Annotated in this window: 23 protein-coding genes; 3 read left to right on the top strand and 20 right to left on the bottom strand. The window is 39.1% G+C overall.

Annotated elements, in window-relative coordinates; translation table 11 throughout:
- Positions 1–3 precede the first annotated feature (3 nt).
- The gene (locus tag BUQ87_RS01965) at positions 4–1629 is read right to left on the bottom strand and encodes a nitrite/sulfite reductase (RefSeq protein WP_052636138.1); all 1626 of its coding nucleotides are present in this window, start codon (positions 1627–1629) and stop codon (positions 4–6) included.
- A gap of 288 nt (positions 1630–1917) precedes the next feature.
- Between BUQ87_RS01965 and BUQ87_RS01970 the strand changes: the two genes are divergently transcribed.
- Positions 1918–2607 (top strand): nitrite/sulfite reductase domain-containing protein, encoded by a 690-nt coding sequence (locus BUQ87_RS01970; RefSeq protein WP_038265340.1) that lies wholly within the window; start codon positions 1918–1920, stop codon positions 2605–2607.
- 252 nt (positions 2608–2859) lie between these two features.
- Complete coding sequence (locus BUQ87_RS01975) at positions 2860–3243, top strand: PadR family transcriptional regulator (protein ID WP_038265338.1); 384 nt, start codon at positions 2860–2862, stop codon at positions 3241–3243.
- A gap of 197 nt (positions 3244–3440) precedes the next feature.
- Here BUQ87_RS01975 and BUQ87_RS15105 read toward each other — a convergent pair whose 3' ends face one another.
- Entirely contained in the window at positions 3441–3593 is a 153-nt protein-coding gene (locus BUQ87_RS15105; RefSeq protein WP_159434253.1) for a hypothetical protein, read from the bottom strand.
- Positions 3584–4225, bottom strand: a complete 642-nt coding sequence (locus BUQ87_RS01980) for a histidine phosphatase family protein (RefSeq protein ID WP_038265336.1) — start codon at positions 4223–4225, stop codon at positions 3584–3586. The genes BUQ87_RS15105 and BUQ87_RS01980 overlap by 10 nt, the downstream gene beginning before the upstream one ends.
- 673 nt (positions 4226–4898) lie before the next feature.
- Between BUQ87_RS01980 and BUQ87_RS01985 the strand changes: the two genes are divergently transcribed.
- On the top strand, positions 4899–6215 hold the full coding sequence (locus BUQ87_RS01985) for a pyridoxal phosphate-dependent aminotransferase (protein WP_038265333.1): 1317 nt from the start codon (positions 4899–4901) through the stop codon (positions 6213–6215).
- A 647-nt stretch (positions 6216–6862) separates the two neighbouring features.
- Here the strand turns inward: BUQ87_RS01985 and rny are convergent.
- From rny to rimP, 17 genes are all read right to left on the bottom strand, one after another.
- Positions 6863–8404, bottom strand: coding sequence for a ribonuclease Y (gene rny, locus BUQ87_RS01990; RefSeq protein WP_038265574.1), 1542 nt, complete (start codon positions 8402–8404; stop codon positions 6863–6865).
- A gap of 178 nt (positions 8405–8582) precedes the next feature.
- Positions 8583–9635, bottom strand: a complete 1053-nt coding sequence (gene recA, locus BUQ87_RS01995) for a recombinase RecA (protein ID WP_143182375.1) — start codon at positions 9633–9635, stop codon at positions 8583–8585.
- Positions 9636–9758: 123 nt separating this feature from the next.
- Complete coding sequence (gene pgsA / locus BUQ87_RS02000; protein WP_038265573.1) at positions 9759–10274, bottom strand: CDP-diacylglycerol--glycerol-3-phosphate 3-phosphatidyltransferase; 516 nt, start codon at positions 10272–10274, stop codon at positions 9759–9761.
- A 2-nt stretch (positions 10275–10276) separates the two neighbouring features.
- Positions 10277–11596, bottom strand: a complete 1320-nt coding sequence (gene rimO, locus BUQ87_RS02005; RefSeq protein WP_038265326.1) for a 30S ribosomal protein S12 methylthiotransferase RimO — start codon at positions 11594–11596, stop codon at positions 10277–10279.
- Positions 11589–12650, bottom strand: coding sequence for a tRNA 2-selenouridine(34) synthase MnmH (mnmH, locus tag BUQ87_RS02010; protein WP_038265323.1), 1062 nt, complete (start codon positions 12648–12650; stop codon positions 11589–11591). The genes rimO and mnmH overlap by 8 nt, the downstream gene beginning before the upstream one ends.
- A gap of 27 nt (positions 12651–12677) precedes the next feature.
- Entirely contained in the window at positions 12678–13889 is a 1212-nt protein-coding gene (dapG, locus tag BUQ87_RS02015) for an aspartate kinase (RefSeq protein WP_038265320.1), read from the bottom strand.
- Between the two features lie 110 nt (positions 13890–13999).
- Complete coding sequence (pnp, locus tag BUQ87_RS02020; RefSeq protein WP_038265317.1) at positions 14000–16090, bottom strand: polyribonucleotide nucleotidyltransferase; 2091 nt, start codon at positions 16088–16090, stop codon at positions 14000–14002.
- A gap of 93 nt (positions 16091–16183) precedes the next feature.
- On the bottom strand, positions 16184–16438 hold the full coding sequence (gene rpsO / locus BUQ87_RS02025; RefSeq protein ID WP_038265314.1) for a 30S ribosomal protein S15: 255 nt from the start codon (positions 16436–16438) through the stop codon (positions 16184–16186).
- A 73-nt stretch (positions 16439–16511) separates the two neighbouring features.
- Positions 16512–17465, bottom strand: a complete 954-nt coding sequence (locus tag BUQ87_RS02030; protein ID WP_052636137.1) for a bifunctional riboflavin kinase/FAD synthetase — start codon at positions 17463–17465, stop codon at positions 16512–16514.
- 16 nt (positions 17466–17481) lie between these two features.
- Positions 17482–18384, bottom strand: coding sequence for a tRNA pseudouridine(55) synthase TruB (gene truB / locus BUQ87_RS02035; protein ID WP_038265313.1), 903 nt, complete (start codon positions 18382–18384; stop codon positions 17482–17484).
- A gap of 12 nt (positions 18385–18396) precedes the next feature.
- Positions 18397–19368: a DHH family phosphoesterase gene (locus tag BUQ87_RS02040; RefSeq protein ID WP_074210017.1), complete on the bottom strand. Its 972-nt coding sequence runs from the start codon at positions 19366–19368 to the stop codon at positions 18397–18399.
- Positions 19361–19717: a 30S ribosome-binding factor RbfA gene (gene rbfA / locus BUQ87_RS02045; RefSeq protein ID WP_038265309.1), complete on the bottom strand. Its 357-nt coding sequence runs from the start codon at positions 19715–19717 to the stop codon at positions 19361–19363. The genes BUQ87_RS02040 and rbfA overlap by 8 nt, the downstream gene beginning before the upstream one ends.
- 18 nt (positions 19718–19735) lie before the next feature.
- Positions 19736–21703, bottom strand: coding sequence for a translation initiation factor IF-2 (gene infB / locus BUQ87_RS02050; RefSeq protein ID WP_038265307.1), 1968 nt, complete (start codon positions 21701–21703; stop codon positions 19736–19738).
- A complete protein-coding gene (locus BUQ87_RS02055; protein WP_038265305.1) occupies positions 21681–22010 on the bottom strand; it encodes a L7Ae/L30e/S12e/Gadd45 family ribosomal protein in 330 nt (109 codons plus the stop codon). The genes infB and BUQ87_RS02055 overlap by 23 nt, the downstream gene beginning before the upstream one ends.
- Positions 22000–22269 (bottom strand): RNase P modulator RnpM, encoded by a 270-nt coding sequence (gene rnpM, locus BUQ87_RS02060; RefSeq protein WP_038265302.1) that lies wholly within the window; start codon positions 22267–22269, stop codon positions 22000–22002. Before rnpM ends, BUQ87_RS02055 begins: the two co-directional genes overlap by 11 nt.
- A gap of 20 nt (positions 22270–22289) precedes the next feature.
- Positions 22290–23426, bottom strand: coding sequence for a transcription termination factor NusA (gene nusA / locus BUQ87_RS02065; protein WP_038265299.1), 1137 nt, complete (start codon positions 23424–23426; stop codon positions 22290–22292).
- A gap of 19 nt (positions 23427–23445) precedes the next feature.
- Entirely contained in the window at positions 23446–23907 is a 462-nt protein-coding gene (gene rimP / locus BUQ87_RS02070) for a ribosome maturation factor RimP (RefSeq protein WP_038265297.1), read from the bottom strand.
- Positions 23908–23956 lie beyond the last annotated feature (49 nt).

Consider the following 23956-nt stretch of genomic DNA (forward strand, 5'->3'; position numbering starts at 1 on the left):
CTTCTATTTTTTCAAAAATTCACTTTCAAAACCAAAGTCAAAATACAGTTTATCCTTGTCAATCCTGTCCAGTTTAGAATATTCATAAACAAGCTCGTCTATCAGGGCTCTATTGCCGCTTATGAATTCCTCGAATTCATATCCCGATACCGAAAAACTTTTGAACAGGCTTTTTAAAAAGGCTGAAATATTTCTGGCTGGGATAACTCCATAGCTCTCTGCAAGTCGGGATTCTCCCGCCACAACCTTTCCATTAAAATACACGGTGTATGCTGGAACAGATCCCTTTTCTCCCTTCAAAGCCCTTCCCGCAAACCCTATGCCGCCTATATGGTGCCATCCGCATGAATTCTTGCAGCCCGAAACAAATATCCTCGGCAGTTTAACTCCTGTCCCTTCATCAATACTTTCAAGGGTCTCTTTCAAATCTTCAATAAGGCCATTGGTGTTGCAAAGGCCTATCCTACAGTTTGCAGCCCCAGTACATGCGACAGAATTTTCAACAACATATTCTCGTGTAAACGGCCTTATTATTTCTAAAAGCCCCTCTACGTCATTTCCTCTCACATTCCTTATGCATATTCCCTGAGTACCAGTCAATCTAAAGTCAATTTCATAGTCCAGATTTTCTGCATATCTTATTATGTTGTCCAAATCGTCAGCCATGATATCTCCATTGACGGGATGTACAAACAGCGAATAGCTTCCCCTGTTTTTCTGCTCCTCTACCCTTTTATCTTTCCCTCCATATATATGAGGGCTTTCAGACAGCTCCATATCCGGCTTAATATTTATTCTGAGGTCATACTTCTCCTTAACAGCATCCAAATAGCTGTTAAACAATTTAATGAATTCCTCATCACCAAGTCTATACCTTATAAACCTTATTCTTGCCTTATTTCTATTGATTCTGTCCCCCTCTGCATCAAACAAGTCCATCATGGCCTTGACATAGTATAATATTTCTTGTTCGCTTATGAATTCGCTCAGCTTTATGGACACAGACGGGGAACCTCCAAGGCCTCCTGCTCCATAAACTTCAAATCCTCTTTTTCCATCCACCAATTTAGCAACAAATCCCAAATCCGAAACCGTGGCTCTTGCAGTGTCGGTTTTCGAATTCGAGAACGCAATTTTATATTTTCTTGGAAGCGTACATATATTGTCCAGACCAAGAAGATGCTCTGTCACGGATTCAGAATGCTGTGTAACATCAAATACTTCATTTCTATCGACTCCTGAAAGCGGAGAACACGAAACATTCCTTACCGAATTTCCTCCCGCACCCTTGTTTATTAGATCCACCTTAAGCATTTCGTCAAAAATTTCTGGTGTATCCTCTATGTTCAACTTATGAAACTGCACATCCTGGCGAGTGGTCAAATGTATTTTCCCGTAAGAAAATTTCTTCGATATCTCACTTATTTTCTTCAGCTGCATTACGCTTACAATACCTGATAGTATTCTTGGCCTGATCATAAACGTACCCGCCTCTCTTTGTGCATATACTCCCATAGACGAGGCATATGGCTTGAATTCATCAAATGAAATCTTACCTTCCGACATCTTATTATAATTTTCCCTGTATCCTCTTTGATCTTTTCTTATTTTATCTGTTAGCTTAAACACGCTTATCCCTCCATTTCGTAAAACATATATAGCATCACGCCAACCGACTTTTCCTATCGTTTTAGTCGGTTATTGGTAAGACAATCTCTAAAGCTGTTGTTGAGTATTATCTTACCAACAGAATCACTCATAGTCAATAGTGTATTTTTTCATTTATCCAGTAGTTATTTCATATTCGAGATTATATTGTTTTTAATAAAGTAATCTAATAACGCTTTCATTGAGCAGCTCTGGGTAATATATACAATATGATTGGCAAATTCTAAAAAACGAAGGGAATGAGTATGGATGGGAAAACCTAATTTTTCAGTATTGCAAAAAATCAAAAACAATAAAAAGACATACGGCATCACCCCTCGAATTCCAGGAGGCTTTGTAACACCTGAAATTCTTGTTCGATTTGCAGAAGTGGCAAAAAAATACCACGGGGTTTTGAAAATAACTTCAGGACAACGCATAACCATTCTTGGTATTAATCCTGAAGATGTTGACAAAGCATGGGCGGACATTGGCTTGGAACCCGGCGTTTTATCTCCATATTCGGTAAAAAATGTTGAAATGTGTCCAGCTTCCTTTTGCAAGCGTTCAAAACAAAATTCATTAAAATTAGCGCTAAAGCTTGAAAAGCGATTTTACGGAGCTCCTGCGCCAAATAGAACAAAAGTTGGCGTCTCCGGATGTTTAAATGCCTGTACCAGTGTAAATTCAAAGGATATAGGGATACTCTCCAATGAAAATGGATATATTGTCGTTGTAGGGGGAAGTGCCGGCTTTTATCCGAGATTACCAGATCGGATTGCTGATAATTTGACAGAAGATCAAGCTTTTTATATGGTTGAATCTATTTATGATTACTATTGTGATAATGCTGATACTGGCGAAAAATTGGGCTCATTTATTGACCGCATAGCTCTTCCCGAATTTAAAAAAAGCGTATTTGAAAAATATGAGGAGAAATTAAATTTACCAGCGTTTTAAAAGAGCTCATATCCTTTTATTATTAATTTTTATTATGGCTTTGTTTAAGAAAAATGTTGATATAATGGGAATTTTTATTAATCCTATCTTCAGGCAAAAAAATCACTCCCTTGATTCATAGTATATTACATTTGCCACCTGCTTTCCTATATTTACAGTTGTGCTCTATTCCCCCATTGTATTTTTTATATTTTTAATGTATCATTTAAGATAATATCTATTTTATCGAATCATTTATAGTGGAGGTGGGTTATGACTAAAAAGAGAAATCATCTTGCTGTTCCGCGCGACGTTTTCAGCACTACCGAGCTTTACAGGATGTATGTGCTTAAAGAGCTCACTTTAGGCAAATCCATATATGGAAAGCAGATATACGACACTGTCACAAGCCATTTTGAGGGCTACCCTTTTCCGGTTTCATACAGCACCATATACAACACGCTTCACAAGCTTGAAGAGGAAGGGCTTATTGAAAGCAGTTGGAAAGGCGGCACAGCATCTAAAAACAGGTCTACACGGCATTATAAGATAACAGATGAGGGAATAAGGTACTTCAAGCTTAAAATCGCAGATACACTTGATACTCTAAAGAAAAACAAGGGCCTTATAGACAGGTTCATGCAGCTTCTTTCATAGCAATTCATATTTCACTACCACGACTTTACTGTGAAGCTGTACGCTAGCATAGTATCTTATTAGATTTGAAATTAATATTTTTTCATTAAATATGGCACGAGGACAGGCACTATATAGTGCCTGTCCTCGTGCCATGAACAATTTTGCTCTGTAATAACATCAATACACTTGAAATTGGAGCTGGACTAAATATTTTGCTATTCCTCATCCCCCGTAAAATCAATACCTTTTTCCTGCATTTCTTCAAACTCCCATATAATGTCTACTGCTCTTTTTTTGTGTTCACTTTCAGCTGGGATTTCTCTTAGCATATGTATTATCTCAACAATCATATCGTCCCTTATTTCCAATCTTGTCCACCCTCTTCTTTGTAATGGGATATGTCGGCCTTTTCAACAACATTAAATCCATGATTCTCATCATACTCGACTATGCTCAGGCTTGCCGGATGTATGTAAGGCGGATCCCACAGCTGTTCTAGCTTAGTACCTTCAATGTGTGAAAGCAGAAGTTTTAGCACAACTCCATGGACAACTATTAGTATGTTCTCATCCTTTCCATAGTGCCTTTTTATTATGTTTTCAAGTTCCTCCGCTACCCTTTCTTTTACCTGGTCATAAGTCTCGCCACCAAACGGAGTGTATTTATGAGGGCTATTCCAGAAATTATGGAATTGAATAGGGTATTCCCTTTTAAGCTGCTCTTCATTCATACCCTCCCATAAACCAAAGTTCATCTCCTTAAGCCCATCTATATTTTCTATCTCTATGCCTCTATCCCCTATCAGTATTCCCGCTGTCCTATTTGCCCTTTTAATGGGGCTTGAATAGACCTTTTGTATTTTTAAATCTTTAAGCCTTTCTGAAAGCCAAAACGCCTGCCTCTTTCCCAGCGGTGTAAGTTCGGAGTCCTTGTGCCCTTGGAATCTTTTTTGGGTGTTCCACTCTGTCTGTCCATGCCTTGTTATATAAAGTCTTATCATTAGAAATATTTCCTTTCAGCATTTTATTTTTCTTATACTATAGATATTATCAAAACAACATATATTTTTAAACAGTATAATCTCCTATTAGATATTATGCACTATAAAAGATATTTCTGTAACCTTTTTCAATCCATTATTAAATTTAAATTTTATTTTTTGTTTGCTTCAAATTTAAACCCTTATATTCATTCACTTTTAGTATGATTTATTTTAAAATAAAAAACCAGTCCTTATTTTGTGAAAAATTTGTGTAAGAATATGCATAATTTGTATTTTTAAAATAATATATTTCATATTTCAAAACTATTTAGACTGTATAGATGATTTTGGCATTACTAAATATTCAGCATTTTCCGTTTTTTTATTCCACCTTATATAAATCCGTTTGTTAGTTAAAAAAATATCTATTTCGCATTCCTTTAATACTTTTTTATATAATATTAAATTTATTTTATTTTTAAATCCACTATGAACAAACCAATATTTCACATTTTATAAAGCCTGCATTCCGTGAACCATTATATTTCAACGGGGAAAACGTTTGTTAAAATATTAATTATGTGATTTTTCAGATAATTTTATGTTATTATATTAGTGAACTACGGAATACATAATCCATAATTTTTAAAATTTCCTAATATGCATTAAATTTATAAAGGGGGACTTTGTAATGAACAAACCTGTTTTATCTGCTCACTTTGAGTCAAGGAAAGCATCTGCAGTTCGTCTTGCTCAAATGAAATATGAAGAAAGAAAAGTAAAGCCGGAGGCTGTAATCAATGTCGGCATTGGAAACGTTTCTCTTCCTACAAATAAGGCAATGCAAAAGAGAATGTTTGCCTTAGATGCACCGGATAGTCCGTTTGCTAACGGAGTTATCAGATACACTACAACTGCCGGAACTGAGGAATGCCAAAATGCATTCAGAAACATCCTGGATAGCGAAGGCTTTGATACAAGCAAGCTTAAAATTCAGGTTACAGATGGTGGATCATCAGCAATGGAACTAATACTAATTGGCGTATGCGGTCCGGCTGGAGCAGATGAGAGCCCGCTGCTTATGATTGATCCTGCATATACAAATTATATTTCATTTGCTGAAAGAACTGGAAGGAAAACAGTTACTGTAAAGCGTAAACTTGAGGAAGATGGAAACTTCTCTCTTCCAGAGCTTGACAAAATTGAAGAAGTTATTAAAGCGAACAAGCCAGGAGCATTGCTAGTAATACCTTATGACAATCCAACTGGCCAGCTATATGACTATGACACTATGAAGGCGTTGGCTGAAATTTGTGTGAAGTACAACATGTGGATGATAAGTGACGAAGCATACCGTGAACTTTACTATAAAGAAGACCAGCCGCTTGTAAGTATCTGGGGAATAACTGATGAAGATGTTCCTGGAATTGAAGGCAGAAGAATTAGTATTGAGACTGCCTCAAAAGTATGGAATGCATGCGGTTTGAGAATTGGTGCGTTAATCACAGACAGCGATGAATTTAACAACCGTTCAATAGCTGAATATACAGCTAATCTTTGCGCAAACGCTATTGGCCAGTATATATTTGGTGCATTGGCTCATGAAAGCAAGGAAGATATCCTTGGATGGTGCAAAGATATCAAAGAATATTACAAGGATCAAATAGTAAAGGTTTACAATGGATTAAAAGAGCAGGAGCCTAAACTTATTGTTTCAAATCCAGCTGCATCTCTTTATACAGTTATAGATGTTAGAAATGTTGTAAAACCTGGTTTTAGCGCAATGGACTTTGTACTGTACTGTGCCGGTGAAGGTTCAGCTGATATTGATGGCGTTGAAACAACTCTACTAGTAGCGCCTATGACAGGATTCTACGATATTAAGGAAGGCGAAGAAAACCCAGGCCAAACACAATTCAGAATTTCTTTTGTTGAAACACCTGAAAAGATGGCGCAGATTCCTGAGCTGTTCGTAAAACTGCTTAGAAAATATGAAGAACAAAGATAATAGACAGTATTCTTAGAATGCAGTCTGGTCGAAATAAAACTTAATTATAAAATTTGGTAACAAATTATGTTGCAGCACCTGCCTTGCTTTGTAAATTAAAGCGAAACAGGTGCTGTAATCGTTTCTAGGCCTTGCAGTGCTTGCGGTGCTAGAATAAGTTTTCTTGCTATCAATAATAAGAACTTCATTGCACATATGCCAATGAAGACTTTGCGTTCCTACTCTAGCGCAGGTTATAGTCTGCTAAGCTTTACAAGGCTCCTGCTTCTTGTCTTTCATTTACATTTGAATCATTTCGAATATGTCTGCCTTAAATAGTAAAATATTATCTATAGGGTGATTCATTAATGTATTAGTGCTCCTAATCCATTCACAGCCTCTATAATGACTATTGTATCGATGTAGGCAGGAACTATATTCCCAATACGTAAAATTGCTTTAAAATGGATTTTAATGCGGTTTGAAGCCAATAGAAGCGTACTGTTTGAGCGCAGCGAGTTTCAAATGGTTCTTGGCGATATGTGGAATGAGATTCATGCAGCCTCAAAGCGCAAGACGCGCAGAAGGTTCTTACCTCACATGCTCGTTATATAATAATGCCCTATGTTAATTTCGCACAAAATAAAAAAGACCCTTTCGGGTCTTCTTTATTTTGCATATTCTATAGCTCTGCTTTCTCTTATTACGTTCACCTTTATCTGACCTGGATACTCCAGTTCGTTTTCTATTCTAGAAGTTACTTCTTTAGCCATCAAGTATATCTCTTCATCTGCAACAAATTCCGGCTTAACTATTATTCTTACTTCTCTTCCAGCCTGTATAGCAAATGACTTTTCAACTCCGTCAAATGAATTGCATATCTCTTCAAGCTTTTCAAGCCTCTTTATATAAGATTCAAGAGTCTCTCTTCTTGCTCCCGGTCTTGCCGCTGAAACCGCGTCTGCAGCTGTGACAAGTATAGCTTCAAGGGTCTCAGGTTCATAGTCCCCGTGGTGAGTACTCATGTTGTGTATAACTTCTTTTGATTCCTTGTACTTTCTCAAAAGTTCCATTCCTATTTCAACATGGGTTCCCTCAACTTCATGGTCTACAGCCTTTCCTATGTCATGAAGAAGTCCTGCTCTTTTGGCCATTTTAACGTCTGCTCCTATTTCAGAAGCCATTATTCCTGCCAAATGAGATACCTCTATGGCATGTTTTAATACATTCTGGCCGTAGCTTGTTCTGTACTTAAGCCTTCCTAGAAGTTTTACAAGTTCTGGATGCAGGCCGTGGACTCCTGTTTCAAATGTCGCCCTCTCGCCCTCTTCCTTTATGGTCTCTTCAACTTCCTTCTTAGCCTTTTCAATCATCTCTTCAATTCTTGCAGGGTGTATCCTTCCATCCGCTATAAGCTTTTCAAGGGCTATTCTTGCGACTTCTCTTCTTATAGGGTCAAATCCTGAAAGTATTACCGCCTCTGGAGTATCATCTATGATAAGATCTATACCTGTAAGAGTCTCGAGGGTTCTTATATTTCTTCCCTCTCTTCCTATTATTCTTCCCTTCATTTCATCGTTAGGCAGATTTACGACTGTTACAGTTGTCTCAGCAACATGATCTGCAGCACATCTTTGTATTGCCTGTGTTATTATTTCTTTAGACTTTTTGTCAGCCTCATCCTTTGCCTTGTTTTCTATGTCCTTTATCATTATGGACATTTCATGCCTTGTCTTCTTCTCCGCGTCTGAAAGTATTATCTCCTTTGCCTGCTCAGATGTAAGGCTTGATATGCTTTCAAGCTTTTCAATCTGCTGAGCCTTTATACCTTCAATTTCCGCATCTTTATTTTGGATCTCCTTGAGTTTAAGCTTTAGGTTTTCCTCTCTCTTTTCAAGGTTGTCCATTTTCTTATCAAGAGTCTCTTCCTTTTGTATTACCCTTCTTTCAAATCTTTGAAGCTCATTTCTTCTTTCTTTTACTTCTCTCTCATTTTCAGCTCTTGTCCTGTGTATTTCCTCTTTTGCCTCTAAAAGCTTTTCCTTTTTAATTGTAACCGCTTCCTGCTCTGAATCCTTAATCATCTTCTTTGCCAATTCTTCAGCAGAACCGATTTTCTTTTCAGCAATACTTTTTCTTATTATATATCCTGCAAATCCACCTACTCCACTGCCAGCTAAAACTATTGCTACTACATTTAAAAAGTTAATGGTGTTCACCTCCCGTATTGATTCGTTTTCTCCAATTTTCAATATCAAATATACTATTTTCACATGAAGCACATGCTACAGATATTGTATAATTTTTTTATTAAAGTGTCAAGTTATACAAAAAATGGAAATCGGCAGTACCGATAGTATACCAGTTCTGCCTCCACTAATTCCAATATTATTTTTCTTCAGGTTTTACACTTTTTTCATTTTTTTCAATTCCAGCCGCATTTTCCTCTGCATACTCGCCAAGACCAAAATGCTCCCTGATTTTTTCTTCTATCTCATCCGATATTTTACTGTTCTCCGCCAGAAAACCCTTTGCGTTTTCTCTTCCCTGTCCAAGCCTTACATCATTGTAGCTGTACCATGCTCCCGACTTTTTCACTATGTTAAGGTCGGCACCTATGTCTAGTATTTCTCCGAGCTTGGATATACCTTCTCCGTACATTATGTCAAATTCGCACATTCTGAAAGGAGGTGCCACTTTGTTCTTCGCAACCTTGACTCTTGTTCTGCTTCCAAGTATAGCGTCAGACTGTTTTATTATGTCCACTTTTCTAACGTCAAGTCTTAAAGACGAGTAGAATTTAAGAGCCCTTCCTCCAGTTGTAGTCTCAGGGTTTCCAAACATTATTCCAACCTTTTCTCTAAGCTGGTTTATGAATATAGTTGCACAGTTGGATTTTTTTATAGCTCCTGTAAGCTTTCTAAGAGCCTGAGACATAAGTCTGGCCTGAAGTCCAACATGAGAATCTCCCATGTCCCCTTCTATTTCCGCCCTGGGAACAAGTGCTGCAACAGAGTCTACAACAATTACATCTACAGCTCCACTTCTAACAAGCGCCTCTGTTATTTCAAGAGCCTGCTCACCAGTGTCCGGCTGTGATATCACAAGGTTTTCAATGTTGACTCCAAGCTTTTTAGCATAAATAGGGTCAAGCGCGTGCTCTGCATCTATGAAAGCTGCTATTCCACCTTTTTTTTGGGCTTCTGCTATTACGTGAAGAGCCACTGTAGTCTTACCTGAAGATTCCGGTCCATATATCTCAATTATTCTTCCCTTTGGCACTCCTCCTATTCCCACTGCAATATCAAGTCCTAATGAACCCGTGGAAATAGCCTCCACGTTCATTTTCATATCTTCTCCGAGTTTCATTATAGAACCTTTTCCAAACTCTTTTTCTATCTGAGAAAGAGCGACGTCTAGTGCCTTTCTTTTTTCATCCATCAGGGTCACCTCTTTTTAAATTATGTGAGAACAAGTGTTCTAAATACATTATATATTATATGTCTCACTTAGTCAACGCTATAATATCGACAAAAAAATACCTTCGCCAGGAAGGTATTTTTATCAGTTCTGTGAAAACATCTCCTTGTTGAGTTTCACATAGTCGTATCCAGAGTATATTGTAAGCGCTACGGCAACCCAAAGCATTAGCTGGGCTCCAGGCACTCCAAGCAGAAGCATCATTATTGCTACTATCTGCGAGACGGTCTTTGACTTACCCCACTTGCTTGCAGCGATAACTATTCCAGATGAGCCCGCTATAGCCCTTAGTATGCTTATTGAAAACTCCCTCGCTATTATTATTACAACAGCCCATGAAGATATCACTTGAATCTCCACAAGCGTTATAAGGGCTGCAGACACCAAAAGCTTGTCTGCAAGAGGGTCCATGAACTTGCCAAAATTGCTTACAAGATTATATTTTCTTGCTATATGCCCATCCAAAAAGTCTGTAACTGATGCTAAAGTAAATATAGCAGCTGCTATATACATTGAATTCTTGATTCCCGATAGCATTACAGCCATGAACAGTGGAACCAGTATTATCCTGAATATCGTGAGCTTGTTTGGCAGATTCATCTTCATGCCAACTCACCAACCAAATCGTATTCGGCCGCTCCAGTTATATGAACAGATGTAAAGCTGCCAATATCCAGCTTTGAATTGGAGTTTACATATACCGCCCCGTCTATTTCAGGCGCATCCGCACATGTTCTACCCAGATATACCCCCTCTTCAACCTCTTCTTCAATAAGCACACTTACAGTCTCACCTATTTTGGCCATGTTCTTGTCCATTGATATTCCCTGCTGAAGTATCATTATCTCATCTCTTCTGGCTTCCTTTATTTCGTCTTCAATGTGTCCTTCAAGATTTGCAGCGGCAGTGCCTTCCTCTTTCGAGTATGAGAAAGCCCCAAGCCTGTCAAATTGGGCCATGTCTACAAATTTCTTAAGCTCATTGAAATCCTCCTGCGTTTCTCCAGGAAAGCCTACTATCAGCGTAGTCCTTATAGTGGCATCGGGCATGTAGGCCCTTATCATTTGGATCTTTTCAAGTATGTTCTGCTGCGTGGTCTTCCTGTTCATAAGCTTTAGCACCCTGTCGCTCGCATGCTGAATAGGCATGTCGAAATAGCTGCATATGTTTTCTCTAGATGCCATGACCTTGACAAGATTTTCATCTATCTCCTCAGGATATGTGTACATTATTCTTATCCATTCAAAATCCATGTCCGAAAGCTTTTCCAAAAGATAAGGCAGCTTCTTCTCTTCATACAGGTCAATCCCATATCTTGATGTGTCCTGGGCTATTAGTATTAGCTCCTTTACTCCCTCTTTCAGCAGCTCTTTCGCTTCATTGAGTATGTCCTCGACTTTTCTGCTCCTGTATCTTCCCCTGAGCTTTGGAATTATGCAATATGTGCATTTGTTGTCGCACCCCTCGGCTATCTTCAAATAGGCCATGTGCTTTGGAGTCATCTTTTTCTTTGGAAGATTCTCATCTATGTCCTTGTCTATGTGCTCAATCAAGGTAAGCCTTTCTTCTATCTCAAGACCCTTTATTATATTCACTATCATAGGAAAACTCGTAGTCCCCACTATAGCATCTATCTCAGGTATTTCCTTTTCGAGCTCACCGCTGTATCTTTGGGCTAGGCATCCTGCAACCACAAGATATTTAAGCCTTCCAGCCTCTTTAAATGAAGCCATTTCCAGTATAGTGTTTATTGACTCTTCCTTTGCAGAATCTATAAATCCGCAAGTATTTACTATTATAATGTCGGCTTCTTCAAAATTTTCAGTAAGTACGTATCCACTGCTTTCAAGTATGCCAGCCATGATCTCCGAGTCGTTAAGATTTTTAGAACATCCAAGCGACTCTATAGCAACCTTATTCATTACATGCTCCTTTCAAATGTTCAACATATTCCCCAATACATTCCATAAGTTCTTCCATGTCGTCGGAATCGACTTTACAGTCGTATTTATATTTTTCTATGGAATATTTGTAAAGCGGGTCATAGTACTCAATTATAAGTTCTTTTGCAACGGCATCATAGTCCTTCTCTTCTACGCATTGAGATAAAAGAGCTATTTTTTCCTTACTCAGCCTCTTTTTAAGATAACTTATGCACTCAAGAAGTTTTGTATCGTCTTTAAGGCTAAGGCTCACATACTGGTTAACCAGCCTCTCTATTCTCGTCTGCTCACTTGCCTCTACCAGAATGTGGGCAGAATCGTCGCTCACTATCATCTCGTATATGGACTGTGGAACTATTACGCTTCCAACCCTCTTGCTCTCACTCTCTACAAATATATGCTTGTCATTTGAATTGTACAGCTTGTCGAATATAAGGCTTTCAAACAGTTTTTGGCTTGGAGGGTCTTCCTCATAGCATATGTGCCCAAATACAGAGCCGCAGTTTTTCGCAAGCCCTTCGAGATCTAGCACTGAAAATCCCTTGTCCGAAAGCTCGTCCAGTATTTCAGTCTTGCCAACCCCGGTAAGTCCGTGAAGCACTATGAATCTGGAATCGCTTTTCAAATCAGCAAAATAGTCCATTACATAGTTTCTATACGCCTTGTATCCACCTTTAAGCTGCTTTGCCTTTATTCCCACAGAATTCATAAGATCCACAACTGAGCGGCTTCTCATGCCGCCTCTTGCGCAGTATACTACGATGTTTTCGTGCTGCATCGCTACATCGCAAAACTCCTTGTAAAAGTCTTTGAGTTTTGCCGATACAAACTCAAGACCTCTTTCTATGGCGTTTTCTTTCCCCTCATTTTTGTATAGAGTCCCCACTATTTTTCTTTCATAATCATCAAACAGCGGAATGCTGACTGCACCTATTATTCTATTGTCGATGTATTCCTCTGGAGACCTCACATCTATGAACACCGTATTTTTCAGTTTAAAAGCTTCCTCTATTTCCACAATATTGTTTTTCAAATCAATCACCTTCTGAATATATATTATCTACTTACTGAGCATGAATTCATCATGCAGAGAATTAACAGCCTTTTTGAGGTCGTCTTTTTTGACAAGACATGATATTGTCATATGGGAGTCTGACGTCTGGAGTATTTCCACATTGGCCTTGTTGAGCGCTGCGACAACTTTTGACATTACACCAGGTATTCCCGTCATCCTCTCTCCTATCACTGTGACCTTGCAGCACTCTTCCACTATTTCATATTTCATTTCGTGCTGTCCAAACACAGACCTTGTCTTTTGAACGTTTTCAGAATCTATCGTAAACACCTTCTGGCTTACAAAAAAATTTATCATGTCTATGCTCACGCCGCTTTCCCTCAGCTGGTCAAGCACTTTTGAAAACTGGAGCATATCGCTGTTTTGTGCTACAACCTGCGTTATTCCTTCCTTATATGCAACTGCCGTTATAAGGCTCTTTTTCTGGGAATTGTATGTGTCCTTCCCTCTGCTGTAGCATATGCTCGTACCCTCGCTTTCTTTCAGGGTGTTTTTTATCTTAAGCAATATATTGCTGCTTTTAGCTATTTCAACGGCCCTTGGATGTATGACCTTAGCGCCTTTTTCAGCCATTTGAAAAACCTCGTCGTAATTGATGTTTTGTATGGTCTTTGCATTTGGCTGGATTTTCGGGTCTGCAGTCATTATTCCGTCAACGTCGGTATATATTTCAACCGTGTCAACGCAAAGCGCGTCTCCCACTATTACGGCAGATGTATCGCTTCCGCCTCTTCCCAGCGTCGTTATCTCTCCCTCTCTCGATATTCCCTGAAAGCCTGTTATTATTACAACCCTGCCATTTTCCAGTTCGGTCAGTATCCTTTTGGGATTGACCTCTACCACATTTGCGCTTCCGTAGTTGTCATCTGTAATTATGCCCGCCTGACCTCCTGTGAGAAGTGTAGCTTCTATATCCATTTCCTTTAATACGTGTACAAGCACTGATCCCGATACTATCTCTCCACATGACATTAAAATGTCCATTTCCCTGGGGCTTACACCCGCCTTGCAGGCCTGCTTGCACATATCTATAAGAGAATCGGTCGCATAGGGATTTCCCCTTCTGCCCATTGCAGAGACTACTGTGACTACTGATTTCCCATTGTCCAAGTCTCTTTTTATTAGGTCTGCCACCTTTTTCATTTTTTCTATGTCTGCAAGAGAAGTTCCTCCGAATTTTTTAACCAATATGTCCATAGCAAGCTATTCCTCCACATTGTTTGTATTTGTAAAGTAAAACTCTATATCCTATTATAATTTACATGTTTTTTATTATCAACTCAAATAAAAAATAAGCACTGAAGTGCTTATTTTTTTATAAGAGCCTTTATTGATAGGTTTATTCTTCCCTGCTCGTCTATTTCCATAAGTTTAACATCTACAGCATCTCCGACCTTTAATACGTCTTCGACCTTTTCTATTCTCTCATGCGCTATGTTTGATATGTGCACAAGACCTTCTTTTCCCGGAAGTATTTCTATAAAGGCTCCAAATTTCATTAGCCTTGTAACCTTACCCTTGTATACTTCTCCGACTTCAGGCTCTTTTACTATGTTCTCGACCATGGCCTTTGCCTTGTTCCCCGATTCAAGGTCTTCAGCCGTTATGAATACCCTTCCGTCGTTTTCTATATCCATTTTAACCCCGGTCTCTTCTATTATCTTAGTTATTACCTTTCCTCCAGGTCCTATTACATCTCTTATCTTGTCTGTGTCTATTATCATTTGTATTATTCTAGGAGCATATGGCGAAAGGTCTTCTTTCGGAGCAGTTATTGTCTCCTGCATTTTTCCCATTATGAACATTCTTCCGTCTTTTGCCTGGTTCAATGCTTTTTTGATTATATCCCTGTCTATTCCGTGTATTTTCATGTCCATTTGTATTGCAGTTATACCGTCTTTAGTTCCTGCAACCTTAAAGTCCATATCTCCAAGGAAGTCTTCCATTCCCTGTATGTCTGAAAGAACTGCAACGCTGTCGTCTTCCTTTATAAGACCCATTGCTATTCCTGATACCATTTTCTTTAGAGGAACTCCGGCATCCATAAGTGAAAGCGTACTTCCGCAGACACTTGCCATCGATGAAGATCCGTTTGAGCTTAGTATTTCAGAAACAAGTCTTATTGCATAAGGGAATTCTTCTTTTGAAGGTATCATAGGTTCAAGCGCTTTTTCTGCAAGTGCTCCGTGTCCAATTTCTCTTCTTCCCGGTCCTCTTAGGAATCTCGCCTCTCCTGTAGAGAATGGTGGGAAGTTGTAGTGGTGCATGTATCTTTTTTCTTCTTTTTCATCAAGTCCGTCAAGTATTTGAACGTCCCCAAGAGCTCCAAGAGTAGCTATTGTAAGAGCCTGAGTCTGCCCTCTGGTAAACAGCGCCGAGCCGTGAGTTCTTGGAAGAACAGCAATCTCGCTCCATATAGGTCTTATCTCTTCAAGCCCTCTGTTGTCAGGTCTTATGCCTTCCTTTGTGATCATCATTCTTACTTGCTTCTTTATTATCATGCCTACTGATTCTGAAACACCCTTTTTGATGCCTTCAAATTCTTCGCCATATTTTTCTTCGAAATGAGCAAGAACCTCTGCTTTTACCTTGTCAATGTTTTCTTGTCTTTCAAGCTTTTCAGGTGTCTTTATAGCCTGAAGCATTTTCTCTTCTGCAAACTCCCAAACCTGCTTTTCTATTTCTTCATCAACCTTGAAAAGAGTGTATTCCTGCTTTTCTTTTCCTTCTTTTTTTGCTATATCCTCTATGAAAGATACAATATTCTTTATCTCTTCATGAGCATACATTATAGCTTCAGTCATCACTTCTTCGCTTACTTCTTCTGCTGCAGCTTCAACCATCATTATGGCATCTTTAGTTCCCGATACAACAAGGTACATCTTGCTGTTTTCCCTCTGCTCACGATTTGGGTTAAGCACAAGCTCTCCATCGACAACTCCAACTGAAACAGAACCCGTAGGTCCCTGGAATGGTACAGAAGATATTGAAAGGGCTATTGAAGAACCTATCATTGCAACAATATCAGGATTGCAGTCCTGGTCCACAGATAGCACTTTTGTTATAACCTGTACATCATTTCTATATCCCTTTGGAAACAGCGGTCTTATAGGTCTGTCTATAAGTCTCGAAGTTAAAACAGCTCTTTCTGAAGGTCTTCCCTCTCTCTTTATGAATCCTCCAGGTATTTTACCCACTGCATAAGACTTCTCTTCATAGTCTACACTTAAAGGAAAAAAGTCTATTCCCTGTTTTGGCTCTTTTGAAGCACATACAGTTGCAAGAATGACTGTATCCCCATATCTTAGAATACAGCTTCCGTCAGCCAGCTCAGCCACCTTGCCGATTTCTACCGTAAGTGTTCTTCCTGCAAGATTCATTTCATAATTACTGTACATAAACTACCTCCTCTCGAAATAAAACAACATGCATTTGATATAATTAATATATCGATTTTATAGAAAAAGAGCAGGATTTACCCGCTCTCATAATTATTTTCTCAAGCCTAGTTTTTTGATTAGCTCCTGGTATCTTGTAAGATCTTTTTCTTTAAGGTATCTTAGTAGGTTTCTTCTCTTACCAACCATTTTTAGAAGACCTCTCTTTGAGTGGTGGTCTTTCTTGTGCTGCTTAAGGTGGTCGTTAAGTAGGTTTATTCTTGCTGTAAGTATAGCAACCTGTACCTCTGGTGAACCAGTGTCCTTTTCGTTAGTCTTGAAATTTTCAATTATTTGCTTTTTTTCCATGTTTTACTGCACCTCCATATTTTTTATCGCCTGCCCCCAAGTGCACGTCGGTGATTCGAACACTTAGCAACGGCTAATCACCAATTTTTATTGTATCATATTGCATATTGCAAGTAAACAAGTTTTTTATTTTTTCGACATCCTGCTTGAGCTGATTCTTAAGTCCCTCTATGGAACTGAATTTAACCTCGTCCCTGAGCCTGCTCAAAAAAATTATCTTGACGCTCTTACCGTATACGTCATTGCTATAGTCTATTACATGCGACTCAAGCGAAAGCCTGTCTCCGTTGACTGTTGGATTGAACCCTATATTCGTTGCCGCCTTGTATGTCTTGCCTTCTATTTCAACATTTGTATAGTAAACACCTGGTTTTGGAAGCAATATGTTTTCGTCTATCTCAAGGTTTAGTGTAGGAAAACCTATTGTCCTTCCAAACCTCTTGCCGTGAACTACCTTTCCACTGACATAATAAGGCCTTCCCAAAAGCTCGCTGGCGCCTTTCACATCACCTGTGCTTATTTTCTTTCTTATAAGCGAGCTGCTTATCTTCTCATTTTCCATTTCAACCGGATCAATTATATTTAGATTGAATCCATATTTTTCTGCCATATGTGAAAACTGATTTATATCGCCTTTTCTGTCTTTGCCGAATCTGAAATCATAGCCTACTACTACTTCCTTTGCATGAAGCTTTTTAATTAAGATTTCGCTTACAAATTCTTCAGGTTCAAGACTTGATATATATTCGTCAAAGGTAAGAGAGACAAACACCTTTATTCCCATGTCAGATACGACCTGGTGCTTATCTTTTCTCGTCATTATAAGCCTTATATTGTGTTTATTCAAAAATCCACAAGGATGGTTTTCAAAAGTCAAAAGAAGACTTTTATACCCCTTCTCTTTTTCTATATCTATTGCCTTTTCTATAAGCCTTTGATGTCCAAGATGAACACCGTCAAAATTTCCTATTGTCACGACGCTGTCTTCATTTAAGTTTATATCTTGAATATCATTGTAAATTTCCATCTAAACCATCTCCAGATTATGCAAGTAGTTTACAACATTTTAATGTGGTTCCATTTTCAATGCTTACTGCAGCAAGCCCGTAAAACTTTGAATCGCAATATACTCTTACAATCTCGCCTTCTGTCTGCAGCGCTTTCTTACTTATTATGCCTTTTGAATATATGATTGCTCCATTTACAAAAGACTTTAAGGCTCCCCTGTTTATTTCTACAGGTTGATATTCCATAAGAACGCTGTCCACTTCCATGACCATGGACTCTGAATTACCTTCCTCCACGGCTTTTTGAAGCTCCTCCAATGTAACGGTATTTTCAATATTAAAAGGCCCCGAAAACACTCTCAGCAGAAATGACATATACGCACCGCATCCAAGTTTTTCACCTATGTCACTGCATATGCTCCTTACATAGGTTCCCTTTGAACACTCCACGTCAAACATTACCCTGCTGCCTTCAATGCTTACTATATATATATCGTATATATGTATTTTCCTAGCCTTTATCTCGACATCCGAAACGCCTTTTCTGGCAAGCTCGTAAAGCTTTTTGCCGTTCACCTTGAGCGCCGAGTAGATCGGCGGAACCTGCATCTGCTCTCCTTCAAATGATTCGACTGCAGCTATTATATCCTCTTTTTTTATGCCTGACGGGTCGCCTTTCCCGGTTATCTGCCCAAACGAATCATACGTGTCCGTTTGGGTTCCGAGAGTAAGCTCCACCCTGTATTTTTTCCTGCTGCCAAGCAGAAATTCGGAAACCTTTGTTCCCTTGCCAAGGCATATTGGAAGCACTCCTGCGGCATTTGGATCAAGTGTTCCCGTATGCCCCACTTTCTTTTGGCCGAATATTCTTCTGACTCTGCTCACCACATCATGTGATGTCATGCCCGTAGGCTTTAATATATTAACTATTCCGTCCAAGATATCACCACTTTACTGGTAAAATGATTTTACAACTTCTTCTATAACTTTATTTTTTGCATTTTCAAGAGAATCGTGTATAGTACACCCAGCAGCCCTTATATGGCCTCCTCCTCCGAATTTGCGCGCAATTTCGTTAACATCTATTATTTCCTTCGACCGGAAGCTCACCTTTATCTCCCCGGGTGATTTTTCCTTGAACATTATGCCAACTTCTATGTTTTCAATATCCCTGGCATAGTTTATAAGTCCTTCAGTGTTGTTATTGTCTATGTTATTCCTTATGAGCATATTCTGAGTCACTTCTATATATGCTATTTTGCCCTCCACAATTTCAAGAGTCGCCAAAACATCGGCCAAAAGCTTTATCCTGTCAAGCGAATCGCTCTGGAACAGGCGTTTCACTATATACTGCTTATCTATGCCCTTTTGAAGAAGCTCATATGCCATTTTAAAACTTTCCGGATACACATTTGAATACATGAAATTGCCGGTGTCGGTTATAAGGCCTGTGTAAAGAGCCGTTCCTATATCCTTGCCTATTATGTCAATCTTTTGCTCATATTCCATTGTCTTTAGTATATAATATACTATCTCGCTTGTAGATGATGCTTTCTTGTCGACATAGTTTACATCTCCAAAGCAGTCATTGCTTATATGGTGGTCTATGTTTACAAACATGGACGCCCCTTTTTTTACGGTTTCACTACAGCACGGCCTGCTATAGTCTCCGCAGTCAAGTGCCACAAGCACATAAGGCCTTTCAGTGTCCACTTCATTTGATGACTTTATGTCTATACCTTCAACCACAAATTCGAGGTTTGAGGGTATTTTGTCATCAAGCACAAAATAAACTTCTTTGCCAAGCTTTTTAAGCGCTTTGCAAAGTCCCGCTGAAGATCCCAAGCTATCTCCGTCTGGTGAGCAATGGGAAGTGACATGAAAATTGTCACTTCCCAGCATTTTATCTATAAGATTATTCATCCGAGTCATCACTCTTCATTTTATCTATAAGCTTTGACATGTATATTCCTCTTTCTATGGAATCGTCAAGCTTGAATATTATCTCGGGAGTATATCTTAGCTTTATCTCTTTTCCGACTTCTTTTCTTATAAAGCCTCTTGCACTTTTAAGACCATCGAGTATATCATGTTTGTCACCTGCAAGCACGCTTACGTATGCATATGCATATTTGAGATCTTGAGTCACTTCAACCTCTGTGATGCTGACAAGAGAAGTTATCCTAGGGTCCTTTATGGCTCCCGATGCAATCATTGAGCTTATGACCTTCTTCATTTCCTCTCCTATCCTCTTGGTTCTCTTATAGCTCATACTCTCATGTCCCTTCTGTTATTTTCTTTTTCTTTCTACTTCTTTCATTGTGTACGCCTCTATGAAGTCTCCCTCTTTTATGTCATTGAAGTTTTCAATGCTCATACCGCATTCATAGCCTTTTGCAACTTCTTTCGCGTCGTCCTTGAATCTCTTAAGTGATGCAAGCTTTCCATCGTGTATAATTATGTTGTCTCTTACAAGTCTTATCTGGGCACTTCTCACCATCTTGCCTTCAGTGACATAACATCCTGCAATTGTTCCAACTCCTGAAACCTTGAAAGTGTTTCTAACCTCGGCTTTTCCAAGTTCTTCTTCCACAAATTCAGGCTCTAGCATTCCTGTCATTGCGTCTTTTACGTCTTCAATTGCATCGTATATTATTCTGTAAGTCCTAACGTCAACACTTTCTCTTTCAGCAAGAGATTTAGCTCCTGAAACCGGTCTTACGTTGAATCCTATTATTATGGCGTTTGAAGCTGATGCCAGCATTACATCCGATTCAGTTATAGCTCCAACTCCACCGTGTATTACCTTAACTGCAACTTCTTCATCGCTTAGTTTTTCAAAAGCCTGCTTTACAGCCTGAGCGGATCCTTGAACGTCCGCCTTTATTATGACGTTAAGCTCCTTAACCGCACCTTCTTGCATTTGCTGGAACAAATCATCAAGAGAAACCTTCTGGCTTGCCTTCATCTGAGCTGCTCTTATCTTGTCTTTTCTCTTTTCAGATACGCTTCTTGCTATCTTGTCGCTTCCAACTACTATGAACTGGTCTCCAGCCTGTGGAACATCTGAAAGCCCAAGTATCTCAACCGGAGTTGCAGGACCCGCCTTTTTAACATTTTTGCCCTTGTCGTCCAGCATAGCTCTGACCTTGCCGTATGTCGAACCTACAACTACAGGATCTCCAACCTTTAAAGTTCCGTTTTGAACTACAACTGTAGCAACAGGACCTCTTCCCTTGTCAAGCTCGCCTTCTATGACAATACCTGTAGCCTTTCTGTTAGGATTTGCCTTTAGCTCTTCCATTTCAGCGACAAGAAGTATCATTTCAAGAAGAGTGTCTATGTTCTCATTTTGCTTAGCCGAAACCGGAACGGATATTATGTCTCCTCCCCAGTCTTCAACTAAAAGCCCGTGCTCTGAAAGTTCCTGCTTGACTCTGTCAGGATTTGCAGCCGGCTTGTCTATCTTGTTTATCGCAACTATTATTGGCACCTGAGCAGCCTTGGCGTGGTTTATTGCCTCTACCGTCTGAGGCATTATTCCATCATCCGCCGCAACTATTAGTATTGCTATATCAGTAACCTGCGCTCCTCTTGCTCTCATTGACGTAAACGCCTCGTGTCCCGGAGTGTCAAGGAATGTGATTTTCTTTCCAGATATGTTGACTACAGATGCACCTATGTGCTGAGTTATTCCGCCTGCTTCTTTTTCTGTGACATTAGTGTTTCTTATAGAATCTAGAAGAGTCGTCTTTCCGTGGTCAACGTGTCCCATTACTGTTACTATAGGTGATCTATATACAAGGTCTTCTTCCTTGTCCTCTTCTATTTCCAAGCCTTCTATTTCTTCTTCTTCTTCAGCTTCAACCTCTATTTCACATCCACATTCAAATGCAATTTCATTTGCAGTGTCTATGTCCACTTCCTGGTTTATAGTCGCCATTATGCCCTTCTTTATAAGGCTTGTTATTATTTCCGCTGGCGTTTTTCCTAGAAGTTTTGCAAGCTCTGACACTGTAAGTATTCCAGCGAATTTTATAACTTCAAGGTCTGATTCATTTTCTTTACCAGCATTATTTTCACTGCTGCCTGATTTGCCTTCTCCGCCTAGAATTTCCATTATAAGCTCCGCCTCATCTGCTTCTATAGTGCTCATGTGGTTTGTAACATTAATGTCTAGCTCTTCCAGTTTTTCTATTAGTTCCTTGCTTGAAAGCCCTAGTTCCTGAGCTACTTTATATACTCTCGTCCTCGACAAAAGGAACACCCCCTAATAATTCTTTAATCTTTTTGGCAAAATCAACTTCCCTTATTGCTATTACCGTTCTGTTTTGTTTCCCTATTGCTCTGCTTAGTTCCTGTGAATTTGAAAATATTACAGACTCTATTCCATAACTGCTTGACTTGTCTGTGAATTTCTTTTTAGTGTTTTCCGATGCATCTCCCGCTATTATTACAAGATATACGTTGCCTTTTCTTATCTCATTCAGTACTGTGCTGTCTCCTGAAACCATGTTGCCACTCTTAGAAGCAAATCCTAACAGTGTAGCTAATTTATTTTCCATGCTTTTTTAAGTCCTCTCTGAGCTTTTCATATGTTTCATCTGAAATTTCAATACCAAACGCTCTTGAAAGAGCTTTTTTCTTTATCGCATCTTCAAGGCATTCAAGGCTGCATATGTACGCGCCTCTTCCATTAGCCTTGCCCGATGGGTCTAGAAATACTTCGCCCTCTTTTGTCTTTACAATTCTTACTAGAGTCTTTTTATCGCTTCTTTCCTGACAACTTACACATTTTCTCAAAGGTGTCTTTCTTTTTTTCAAAGCTACCACCCCCAAACAATCTATATTTCCTGTTCGCTGACAGTTTCGTCTATCTGCTCACTCACTGTCTCAACAGTTTCAACTGCCTCTTGCAGTTTTTCGCGCTCTTGGTCATCTACATTTTCAATTTGGCTTTCGCTTTTTATATCTATCTTCCAGTTTGTAAGCTTGGCGGCAAGCCTTGCATTTTGACCTTCTTTTCCTATCGCAAGTGAAAGCTGGTAATCTGGAACAACCACCTTCGCACTTTTTTCATTTTCATCGACATCAACCGATACAACTTTTGAAGGACTTAGTGAATTTGATATATACTCTCCCATGTCCTCATTGTATTTTATTATGTCAATCTTTTCGCCATCTAGTTCATCTACAATGTTTTTAACCCTTATTCCCTTTGGCCCAACACATGAGCCCACTGGATCGACGTTTTCGTCAAGCGATTCAACCGCTATTTTAGTTCTCGAACCTGCTTCCCTTGCCACAGAATTTATTCTGACTACGCCATCATATATTTCTGGTACTTCAAGTTCAAAGAGCCTTTTTACAAGTCCCGGATGGCTTCTGGAAAGGAATATCTGAGGTCCCTTTGTAGTCTTTTTAACTTCAAGTATATAAGCTTTTATCCTTTGCCCTATCTGATAGTCTTCCCCAGGTATTTGTTCTGCGATATTAAGCACGCCCTCCGTTTTTCCAAGAGCAACATATACAACTCCCTTAGTGACCCTTGCAACAACGCCTGTTATTATTTCACTTTCCCTGCTTGTGAACTCATTGAATATAACATCTCTTTCAGCTTCCTTTATTCTTTGAACTACAACCTGCTTTGCATTTTGAGCCGCTATCCTTCCAAAATCCTTTGGAGTAACCTCTTCCTCAACAATGTCGTCAACCTGCACATTAACTCCGTATTTATTCTGAGCTTCCTCTAAAGATACCTCAAGCACTCTGTCTTCAACCTGCTCAACTACCAATTTTTCAGCAAAAACTCTGACATCACCTGTCTCACGGTCTATCTTTATCTTTACATTCTGAGACGATCCAAAATTCTTCTTGTACGCAGATACAAGCGCCGCCTCTATAGTTTCTATAAGTATTTCCTTCGATACGCCTTTTTCCTTCTCTATCTGGTCCAGCGCATATATAAACTCCGCATTCATTTTTTATCCTCCTCGTTATCTAAAACTTTACAGCAAGTTTTATAAGAGCTATATTTTTTCTTTCTAGTTCAAGCTCCATTTCACCTTTTTTCACCTTGACTATGTCTCCGTCAAAAAGTCCTAAAAGTTCGCCTTCAAAATTCTTTTCTCCGTCCACAGCCTTGTACAGCCTGACTTCGACATCGCTTCCCTTAAATCTTTTAAAATCCTTGTCTTTCTTGAGTTTTCTGTCTATCCCCGGGGAAGATACTTCCAGAAAATAGTTTTCCTGTATCGGGTCAAGCTCGTCAAGCTTTTCACCTATGTATCCACTTACAAATTTGCAATCGTCAAGTGAAACTCCTTCAGGCTTGTCTATATATATTCTCAAGAATCGATTTTTGCCTTCTTTTACATATTCAACATCAACAAGTTCATATCCTTCTTTTTCTAAAAATGGTTCAATAAGTTCCTCAACTGTAGATTTTACATCCTTTGCCATATTATTACCTCCAAAGAATTTATAAAAGCAAAGAGTGGGTAATTTTTCC

This window comes from Peptoclostridium litorale DSM 5388, assembly GCF_900141635.1.
Taxonomy (GTDB): domain Bacteria; phylum Bacillota; class Clostridia; order Peptostreptococcales; family Peptostreptococcaceae; genus Peptoclostridium; species Peptoclostridium litorale.

Excerpts from the sequence above, each read along its gene's own strand:
- BUQ87_RS01970 (WP_038265340.1), top strand. The coding sequence starts at position 1,918 with ATGGGAAAACCTAATTTTTCAGTATTGCAAAAAATCAAAAACAATAAA.
- BUQ87_RS01975 (WP_038265338.1), top strand. The coding sequence starts at position 2,860 with ATGACTAAAAAGAGAAATCATCTTGCTGTTCCGCGCGACGTTTTCAGC.
- BUQ87_RS01980 (WP_038265336.1), bottom strand. The coding sequence starts at position 4,225 with ATGATAAGACTTTATATAACAAGGCATGGACAGACAGAGTGGAACACC.
- BUQ87_RS01985 (WP_038265333.1), top strand. The coding sequence starts at position 4,899 with ATGAACAAACCTGTTTTATCTGCTCACTTTGAGTCAAGGAAAGCATCT.
- recA (WP_143182375.1), bottom strand. The coding sequence starts at position 9,635 with ATGGATGAAAAAAGAAAGGCACTAGACGTCGCTCTTTCTCAGATAGAA.
- pgsA (WP_038265573.1), bottom strand. The coding sequence starts at position 10,274 with ATGAATCTGCCAAACAAGCTCACGATATTCAGGATAATACTGGTTCCA.
- rimO (WP_038265326.1), bottom strand. The coding sequence starts at position 11,596 with ATGAATAAGGTTGCTATAGAGTCGCTTGGATGTTCTAAAAATCTTAAC.
- dapG (WP_038265320.1), bottom strand. The coding sequence starts at position 13,889 with ATGGACATATTGGTTAAAAAATTCGGAGGAACTTCTCTTGCAGACATA.
- pnp (WP_038265317.1), bottom strand. The coding sequence starts at position 16,090 with ATGTACAGTAATTATGAAATGAATCTTGCAGGAAGAACACTTACGGTA.
- rpsO (WP_038265314.1), bottom strand. The coding sequence starts at position 16,438 with ATGGAAAAAAAGCAAATAATTGAAAATTTCAAGACTAACGAAAAGGAC.
- BUQ87_RS02030 (WP_052636137.1), bottom strand. The coding sequence starts at position 17,465 with ATGGAAATTTACAATGATATTCAAGATATAAACTTAAATGAAGACAGC.
- BUQ87_RS02040 (WP_074210017.1), bottom strand. The coding sequence starts at position 19,368 with ATGAATAATCTTATAGATAAAATGCTGGGAAGTGACAATTTTCATGTC.
- rbfA (WP_038265309.1), bottom strand. The coding sequence starts at position 19,717 with ATGAGCTATAAGAGAACCAAGAGGATAGGAGAGGAAATGAAGAAGGTC.
- BUQ87_RS02055 (WP_038265305.1), bottom strand. The coding sequence starts at position 22,010 with ATGGAAAATAAATTAGCTACACTGTTAGGATTTGCTTCTAAGAGTGGC.
- nusA (WP_038265299.1), bottom strand. The coding sequence starts at position 23,426 with ATGAATGCGGAGTTTATATATGCGCTGGACCAGATAGAGAAGGAAAAA.
- rimP (WP_038265297.1), bottom strand. The coding sequence starts at position 23,907 with ATGGCAAAGGATGTAAAATCTACAGTTGAGGAACTTATTGAACCATTT.